The sequence below is a fragment of the Jannaschia sp. W003 genome (genome assembly GCF_025144335.1).
GTDB lineage: Bacteria > Pseudomonadota > Alphaproteobacteria > Rhodobacterales > Rhodobacteraceae > Jannaschia.
This window is the reverse complement of record NZ_CP083539.1, coordinates 174746-182500: the sequence shown is the minus strand read 5'-3', so window position 1 is coordinate 182500 and position 7755 is coordinate 174746. Positions and strand designations below refer to the sequence as shown.

At 56.4% G+C, this 7755-nt stretch carries 5 protein-coding genes, 1 tRNA gene and 2 rRNA genes (1 of these 8 running past the window's edge); 4 read left to right on the top strand and 4 right to left on the bottom strand.

Features of this window, described 5'->3' with window-relative positions; translation table 11 throughout:
- The 4 genes from K3554_RS00775 to K3554_RS00760 form a co-directional block, all read left to right on the top strand.
- Window positions 1-1727 (top strand): 23S ribosomal RNA (locus K3554_RS00775); it begins 1106 nt to the left of the window's first position.
- Between the two features lie 75 nt (window positions 1728-1802).
- Window positions 1803-1917: ribosomal RNA gene (gene rrf / locus K3554_RS00770) — 5S ribosomal RNA — on the top strand.
- Window positions 1918-1989: 72 nt separating this feature from the next.
- Window positions 1990-2066 (top strand) — tRNA-Met (locus K3554_RS00765).
- 313 nt (window positions 2067-2379) lie between these two features.
- Window positions 2380-3159, top strand: coding sequence for an alpha/beta fold hydrolase (locus tag K3554_RS00760; RefSeq protein WP_311200388.1), 780 nt, complete (start codon window positions 2380-2382; stop codon window positions 3157-3159).
- Window positions 3160-3929: 770 nt separating this feature from the next.
- Here K3554_RS00760 and K3554_RS00755 read toward each other — a convergent pair.
- The 4 genes from K3554_RS00755 to K3554_RS00740 form a co-directional block, all read right to left on the bottom strand.
- The gene (locus K3554_RS00755) at window positions 3930-4295 is read right to left on the bottom strand and encodes a hypothetical protein (RefSeq protein WP_259942387.1); all 366 of its coding nucleotides are present in this window, start codon (window positions 4293-4295) and stop codon (window positions 3930-3932) included.
- Window positions 4292-5929: an RNA-directed DNA polymerase gene (locus tag K3554_RS00750; protein ID WP_259942385.1), complete on the bottom strand. Its 1638-nt coding sequence runs from the start codon at window positions 5927-5929 to the stop codon at window positions 4292-4294. Before K3554_RS00750 ends, K3554_RS00755 begins: the two co-directional genes overlap by 4 nt.
- Before the next feature lie 246 nt (window positions 5930-6175).
- Window positions 6176-7336 carry a hypothetical protein gene (locus tag K3554_RS00745; RefSeq protein WP_259942383.1) on the bottom strand — a complete coding sequence of 387 codons (1161 nt, stop codon included), beginning with the start codon at window positions 7334-7336 and terminating at the stop codon, window positions 6176-6178.
- 119 nt (window positions 7337-7455) lie between these two features.
- Complete coding sequence (locus K3554_RS00740) at window positions 7456-7644, bottom strand: AlpA family transcriptional regulator (protein WP_259942381.1); 189 nt, start codon at window positions 7642-7644, stop codon at window positions 7456-7458.
- Window positions 7645-7755 lie beyond the last annotated feature (111 nt).

The following is a 7755-nucleotide window of genomic DNA, read 5'->3' as shown; positions in this document are numbered from 1 at the left end:
TAAAGATAGCGTAACAGCTCACTGGTCTAAACAAGTTGTCCTGCGGCGAAGATGTAACGGGGCTCAAGCCATGAGCCGAAGCTGAGGATGCACGCAAGTGCATGGTAGCGGAGCGTAGTGTGACATAATTCCATGCCTCTCTTGCACCTTCGGGTGCACTGGAGGCGCGGGATTTTCTGTGAAGCCGGCGCGTGAGCGATCCGGTGGAGAGATCACTAGCGAGAATGATGACATGAGTAGCGACAAACAGGGTGAGAGACCCTGTCGCCGAAAGTCCAAGGGTTCCTGCTTAAAGCTAATCTGAGCAGGGTAAGCCGACCCCTAAGGCGAGGCCGAAAGGCGTAGTCGATGGGAACCAGGTTAATATTCCTGGGCCATGTGGTGGTGACGGATCGCGGGTATTGTCAGACCTTATCGGATTGGTCTGGCCGTTGAGCGGTTCCTGGAAATAGCCCCACTGTAAGATCGTACCCTAAACCAACACAGGTGGACTGGTAGAGAATACCAAGGCGCTTGAGAGAACGATGTTGAAGGAACTCGGCAAAATACCTCCGTAAGTTCGCGAGAAGGAGGCCCGGTTTCCAGGCAACTGGAGGCTGGGGGCACAAACCAGGGGGTGGCGACTGTTTACTAAAAACACAGGGCTCTGCGAAGTCGCAAGACGACGTATAGGGTCTGACGCCTGCCCGGTGCCGGAAGGTTAAAAGGAGGGGTGCAAGCTCCGAATTGAAGCCCCGGTAAACGGCGGCCGTAACTATAACGGTCCTAAGGTAGCGAAATTCCTTGTCGGGTAAGTTCCGACCTGCACGAATGGCGTAACGACTTCCCCGCTGTCTCCAACATCGACTCAGCGAAATTGAATTACCTGTCAAGATGCAGGTTACCCGCGGTTAGACGGAAAGACCCCGTGCACCTTTACTACAGCTTCAGACTGGCATCAGGCCATGCATGTGCAGGATAGGTGGTAGGCTTCGAAGCAGGGACGCCAGTCTCTGTGGAGCCTCCCTTGAGATACCACCCTTGCATCGCTTGGTGTCTAACCGCGGTCCGTTATCCGGATCCGGGACCCTCTGTGGCGGGTAGTTTGACTGGGGCGGTCGCCTCCTAAACAGTAACGGAGGCGCGCGAAGGTTGGCTCAGAGCGGTCGGACATCGCTCGTTGAGTGCAATGGCATAAGCCAGCCTGACTGCGAGACTGACAAGTCGAGCAGAGTCGAAAGACGGCCATAGTGATCCGGTGGTCCCAAGTGGGAGGGCCATCGCTCAACGGATAAAAGGTACGCCGGGGATAACAGGCTGATACTGCCCAAGAGTCCATATCGACGGCAGTGTTTGGCACCTCGATGTCGGCTCATCTCATCCTGGGGCTGGAGCAGGTCCCAAGGGTACGGCTGTTCGCCGTTTAAAGAGGTACGTGAGCTGGGTTTAGAACGTCGTGAGACAGTTCGGTCCCTATCTTCCGTGGGTGTAGGATACTTGAGAGGAGTTGCCCCTAGTACGAGAGGACCGGGGTGAACGATCCACTGGTGGACCTGTTGTCGTGCCAACGGCAGTGCAGGGTAGCTATGATCGGACAGGATAACCGCTGAAGGCATCTAAGCGGGAAGCCCCCCTCGAAACAAGGTATCCCTGAGGACCGTGGTAGACCACCACGTCGATAGGCCGGAGATGTAAGCGCAGCAATGCGCTCAGTTGACCGGTACTAATTGTCCGATAGGCTTGACCCGATCCAGTGGAAGCAAGGCTTCCGCTCGAAAGCATACGAAGTGCACAAGACTTGGACCCTCCGGACCCTTGCTCGGTTTGGTGATCATAGCGCGAGCAAAACACCCGATCCCATCCCGAACTCGGCCGTTAAGTGCCGTAGCGCCAATGGTACTGCGTCTTAAGACGTGGGAGAGTAGGTCATCGCCAAACCTAGCAAGGGCCCGGAACGCGTATCTCTATGACGATGCCACCGACACCCAGGGCTTACCCAAGCCCTACCGTCGCGGGGTGGAGCAGCCCGGTAGCTCGTCAGGCTCATAACCTGAAGGTCGTAGGTTCAAATCCTACCCCCGCAACCAAATCTATCAAAGAAAACAGACGGTTCAGAGCCTCCCGTGTGGGAGGCTTTTTGCGCTGGGACGCCGTGTCCGTAAGATGTCCGCGAGGGCGATGTAGATAGGCTCGTTCCGAACACAGAACGTGCGCGCGCAGCAGGCGTGTGAGGAGGGCGGTGAGCGGTCGTTCGCCGCACCTGTCACGAGAGCGAGCGGTGCCCACAAAGCGGTCGCAATTCGAGGAAGCTACACGGAGTCGTCCGACGGATTGCGACGCCGATGCAATGTCCTGACAGCTGATAGTGAAACCAAAGGAAGTTCTGGCCGTTGTTACTGTATGAAATTAAATTGCGAACGTCATGGTGCGGGACGGCCCTTGCTTATGGTTCACGGGCTCGGCGGAAGTGTCCGGTCATGGGACAACATCGTCCCGATGCTATCCCATGCGCGCGAGATCGTGCTGATCGATCTGCCGGGGCATGGCAAGTCCCCGGCGCTTTCGGGGCCCCAAACAATCGCCGCCTATGCGGACGCGCTCGAGCAATTCATCGACTTGAATGGGCTGACAGAAGTTGACACGGCCGGCAGTTCCGTCGGCGCGCGTTTGGTTCTGGAATTGTCGCGGCGGGGCGTCGGCGGCCACACGGTCGCCTATGATCCTGGCGGTTTCTGGCGGGGCTGGGAAACGGCTTGGTTCCGCTACACGCTGTCCGCCTCGGTTCGGCTGGTACGCCGCTTACGGTCGCGCATTCCGACGTTGTCGCAGAACAGGGCCGCGCGGACGGCCCTTCTGATGCAACTATCGGCGAGACCCGGCACCCTCGATCCCCAATTGGTCCAGAAAGAGCTGACGGCCATAGCCGGGACAGAAGTCTTCGACGCGATGCTGCGCGAGTTGGCGAACGGTCCGTTGCAGGAGGGGACGGCCACACCTCCGGGCCGCGTGACGATTGGATGGGGTCGTAACGACCGTCTCCTGCTGCCTAGGCAAGCGGAACGTGCTCAAGCAGCTTTCCCTACCGCCCAGCTCCATTGGTTCGAGCGATGCGGTCACTTCCCGCAATGGGACCGCCCGACGGAAGCCGCAGAGGTCATTTTGAAGACCGTCGAGGAATGAAGTGCGAACAGGTTTGAGGTCATCGCCCCGGCGTGCTGAGCCGACCCGACATGGAGAACGACGCGAATAACGCAGCGGCAGCTATCTATCGCCTTACAACCCTCGCCCGAGGAGCCAGCAAGAAGGCCAAAGAGACGGAAGGCCCCTTCGCTACCTGGCCGCCCAGGATTCTAGCAATGTGACGCATCACCGCCGGCACCGCTTCGGAGTTAGTCCGGACGTGAGGTGCGCTCAGAAGTAAGCGTCAGTATCGACCCGGCTCAGCGACCCAACACCTCAGTGGATGGAGACCCCGACATAAGGGCGGATTCCGGACTTTCGTTGCAAAGGCGCAGAACATAGTGAAGTCGAAGCGAAGCAGACGTTCCGACCGATATCTTTGCACGTTTCCAATTCCGCCGCATCTTAACTGAATGGTGCCATCGTCCTGACTAGCGGGAGATTTCACCGCTCGAAAGAACTTGCACAATCATTGCGAACAGATCTTCTGCGGAACGACCAGAGATATCGATGCAAAGCTGACCGACAGACACTTCGAATGATACCCCCCGTCTAGGGTTCACCAACCCAACGGAAGAGATTTCAGCATCACGCGATGCTGAGTTCAGAGCTGTGTAGGTTAAAAGCTGTCTCAGGTCAGCTCCTCTAAACGATCTATCGACGGTCTTGACTTCGAACAGCGTCGATTTGGTCAAGATGTCGCCCTCTGATGCGTCTACAAATCCACATCCTTTGAACAACGGACGTGTTTTCACTGGTACATTAGCTCCCTAAAAAAACTCGACCAGTCTTCTCTCAATCTCTGCGGCCTCGGCTTTCTCGCTGTGCTGCAAAGGCGTATCAAGATCGACGCCTTGTCCAAGAAAAGGTCTGAGCCGACGCTTCGTATCGTTCCATGCGTTTTCCTGTAATTCTGCTCGATCTCCCGAATTCCCTGCAGATCGGATAATTTCTACCATCATAGAGAAGCCAAATTCAGCGATCAGTGCCTTGCGACCGGTCTTATCATATTTCATGGGTGTATCGAACCGATCTAGATGCTCTAGGTTCAATCGTCGGGTGAAATGCTCCAGCATAGGGGCGGCTTCAGCCCAAAAAGCGTTGTACGTTGACGAGAAGGTTGCAGCGTCGATCACAACGGTACACTCCAGTTCTGTTGAGCCTGCATCTTCTCACCGGCCCACTTCAGTACCAGCTCCTCAAACGGATCGAACTCTCTTTTCATATGGTCTCGCCAATGCTTGCCTTCGTCCTTCGAGATGAACGATGAAGCAATAAATGCTCGCCTCTCGGGGGCGCTCAACTCTCGATACCGATTCTTAAGATCGGAAAGCCAATACCACTCACCCCAGCGAGCCATTATTAGAATGATGTCCCGTCGAATAAGTTCCGAAGGTCGACTATCAAACAACTTCTGAAGCAAAAACTGGATTTGGGGAGTATTGCTATGGGCTAAGACACGGATCGCGAAGCTCAAATGTATGTCCACTCTGAAGACGTGGGAGTCTTGATCAATAAGGTATTGGATATTGGCCAACACGGCGTTTTGTGTATCCTCTTCAAGACTATCAAATTGATCATCGATCATCATAAGTACCGAAGAGAAAATCGGGTATAGGACATCGCAGTTGTCCATCACAGACAATACCGCATCCTGCTTTGACTTCCCCTCCAAAAACTTTATTGCGGAGATAATCTTCCGTGCGAGAGACGTGTGAACTCTGCTCTTGGCCAACTCCTCTTTGAGCATGCCTATGATATCAAATTTTCGGACCTCGGCTTTGAGTGCTTCGTAGTCATCGTCTGCAGTTGGAGAATAGGGATCGAATCTAAGCGAAAAGCGCATCAGGGCACTATGTGAGTGATTGATCGCCGCTTCGGCGGCTTGCTCCTCTTCGGGCTTTTCCTCATCCTTGATTGGACTTGTGGCTTTGAACTCTGCCGAACTCATAATCCTAGTCTTTGATTTCTGCAGGGTAAGTCCCTGATTTATGAATAGCTTCTCAGAAAGGAATATTAGGTTCCGGTAGGCGTCTTCTTTCGTGTCAGCGAATAGGTGATAATCATCTGCAAACCTGGTGAATACTATGCCTTTCGATTGGAGAAGCCGATCAACCTGGTTGATAGTAATCTCAGAGAGTAGCCTTGTTGCTGGCCCGCCGATAGGCAAGCCAAATGAGTTTGTATTGGAGAAGTTTGACAGAAAGCTCATTATTCTTTTTGGATACGGGGTCTCTCCAGCGACTTGCCTCAGAGCGTTTTCAAGCCGATGGTGACCTAGCCTAGGATAGAACTCTGAAATGTCACATATGACAGTAAATGGATGAATTTCTGCCAGTTCGAGTGACCTCTTCATGAATTGCAGCCAACCCACCTCACGGCAGAATACGTCCCCAGTCTCTTTGTCTGGTTCGAACCGGTAGGAAAATACCGCCTCATTATCACGATCAATCCTTGCTCGCTCAATCGATTTACCAATTGCTGCAACTGAAGCAAGAAAATGTGCGTTCCACAAGGGGTCAATTTGTGTGGCCCATCGGAAGCCAGAATATGTGACGGGGGTCAAGGAACTAACATTCTTTGGCGGGAACTGATTCAAGTACTGCTCAAAGTTCTCGTCATACTCAGTCACTAGCTCAACTGCCTCTATTTCCTTGTCAAAAAATGCATGATTTTCAAACGGAAAAGGAAAGATGTCTGTATCGCCGTGTTTAATGACGTTCCGAACGGCAAGTTTGGCCGCCTTTTTAAACTCGGCTTTGGTGACCATTATTAAAATCCTCTAATGCAATGCATGGCCCTTGCCAGCAACGACGATAGTCACCTTGTGAGCCTGCCTCAACTTCGACGCTTTAGCAGCAGTGACCGATATCATTGACGAATCGCCATTGAGCTATCGGTTTCGCAATCTTATCTCGACGCTTTAGCAGTAGGAACCAACAGCCTGATCGATTGTCCGCTCTCGCGAAGCAGCGCTATGGCGAAGACTTCACGTCCCAATGGCCGCTATGGGCCGTTAGCCGACTTCATCCCGGCCGGTCAGTCGAGCATACCGCTCGCCAGCCTGTCGCAACCTCACATCCGGTGCATCGGGATGGTGCCGCGACGCCGTAGCGAGCCGCTTTCCGATGATGTCGAGAAACCTGTCATAGCCTACCGCGCTGACCCGTTCGAGCGCAGCCACGCCCGTTAGACATCCGAGGCTTTGCTTCATCAGCAGCTCGATTTTCTGCGCCTTCGTTTCCTCACGGATCGTCTCGGGGTCGAGGCACGGGGGCTGATCCACGATGTGGTCGAGGAGTGTGTTCCTGGCGAGGGTCCAGAGCTTGTGCGTCGGCCAACGCGCGCGGTTGGTGTCCGAGGAGGGGGCGCAGTACCGTACTCGGTCCATCGCATCGCCGATTATCGGTGAGAGCATCGCGTGAAGGTCGCCCCATCCGGTCACGTGCCACTGCTTCTTGAGGTGCTGCTTGGCCGCGCGCACTTCCACGCGCCATACCCGGGAGGCGGCAGGGTCCGCAAGGTCGAGGGGCGGCAGTCCCAGCGCCGTCCGTCGGGCGTTCCAAGCCAGGTGCCATTCCACCTTGCGCTTCACCGTGACCTCTTCGCGCTTGTCATACAAGATCACCTGCCGCCCCGGCATCTTGCCCACCGTGACGGAGGTGAGCCGCCCTGAGCGGCCGTTCGTCTGCACGATCTCCTTGATCGCCTTCCGGTTCGTACGCGCGTGCATGACGAAGGCGTCGTCATCGAGCACGAAGTCCGGGGCGAGAATGTCGACGGCGACATCGACACGGCCGATCGAGGTGGTGCCAGGCTCCATGCTCGCGCCAAACGCCCGTGCCACCGCCTCCATGCGCCGCTGCCATCCGCCCAGGCCATGCGCGAGAAGGGCGGCAGACTTGGCCGAGACACGAACACCCCACGGATCGCTGGCGTGGGGCCGCTTGAGAAACCACGTCTCCCCGGTCGGCCCGGTGTCGAGGCGGAACGCGTAGCCGCCCTGTCCGCCGGAGGAGGCGACCGTGAACCACTGGTCCGCCCACATGCCGCCGATATCGTGCCGCGCCTCTGCAGCCTCCTTCTGCTTGGCGTCGAGGTAGGCGGCGAAGTCGTCGCCGATGTTGAACCGAAGGGCGAGGTCGAGACCGTCGAACCCCGAATAGAGCACGTCCATGCGTGGTGATCCTCGTGGGATGTATTTCTAGAGGGGGGTGCTACAAAACCCCCCTCCCGCCGCCCCTGCGGCCCGCACGGCGCGCTACGCGCGCCGCACTGGCCACGGTGTCGGCGGGCTCACACGTTGCGTTTGGGAGTTTGCTCTTGCGCCAGGAGCCAGGCGTCGATGCTCGCGCGCCGGTACTGGATCGAGCGGCCGACCTTCAGCCAGCGGGGGCCGACCTCTTCGGCGCGGTAGCGGGCGAGCGTGCGCACGCTCAGGCCGATGTAGTCGGCAGCTTCCTTCGGGCAGAGCCGGTCTGCCACGCTCTTCGTTATCATGCGGAACCTCTCACGGGGGGGGAGGTGCCTAGAGAGCCGCACCCTCAAGGCCGGCTCCGCAGCACCCGAATTGATGGAATGCAGCGGTTCTCGTCA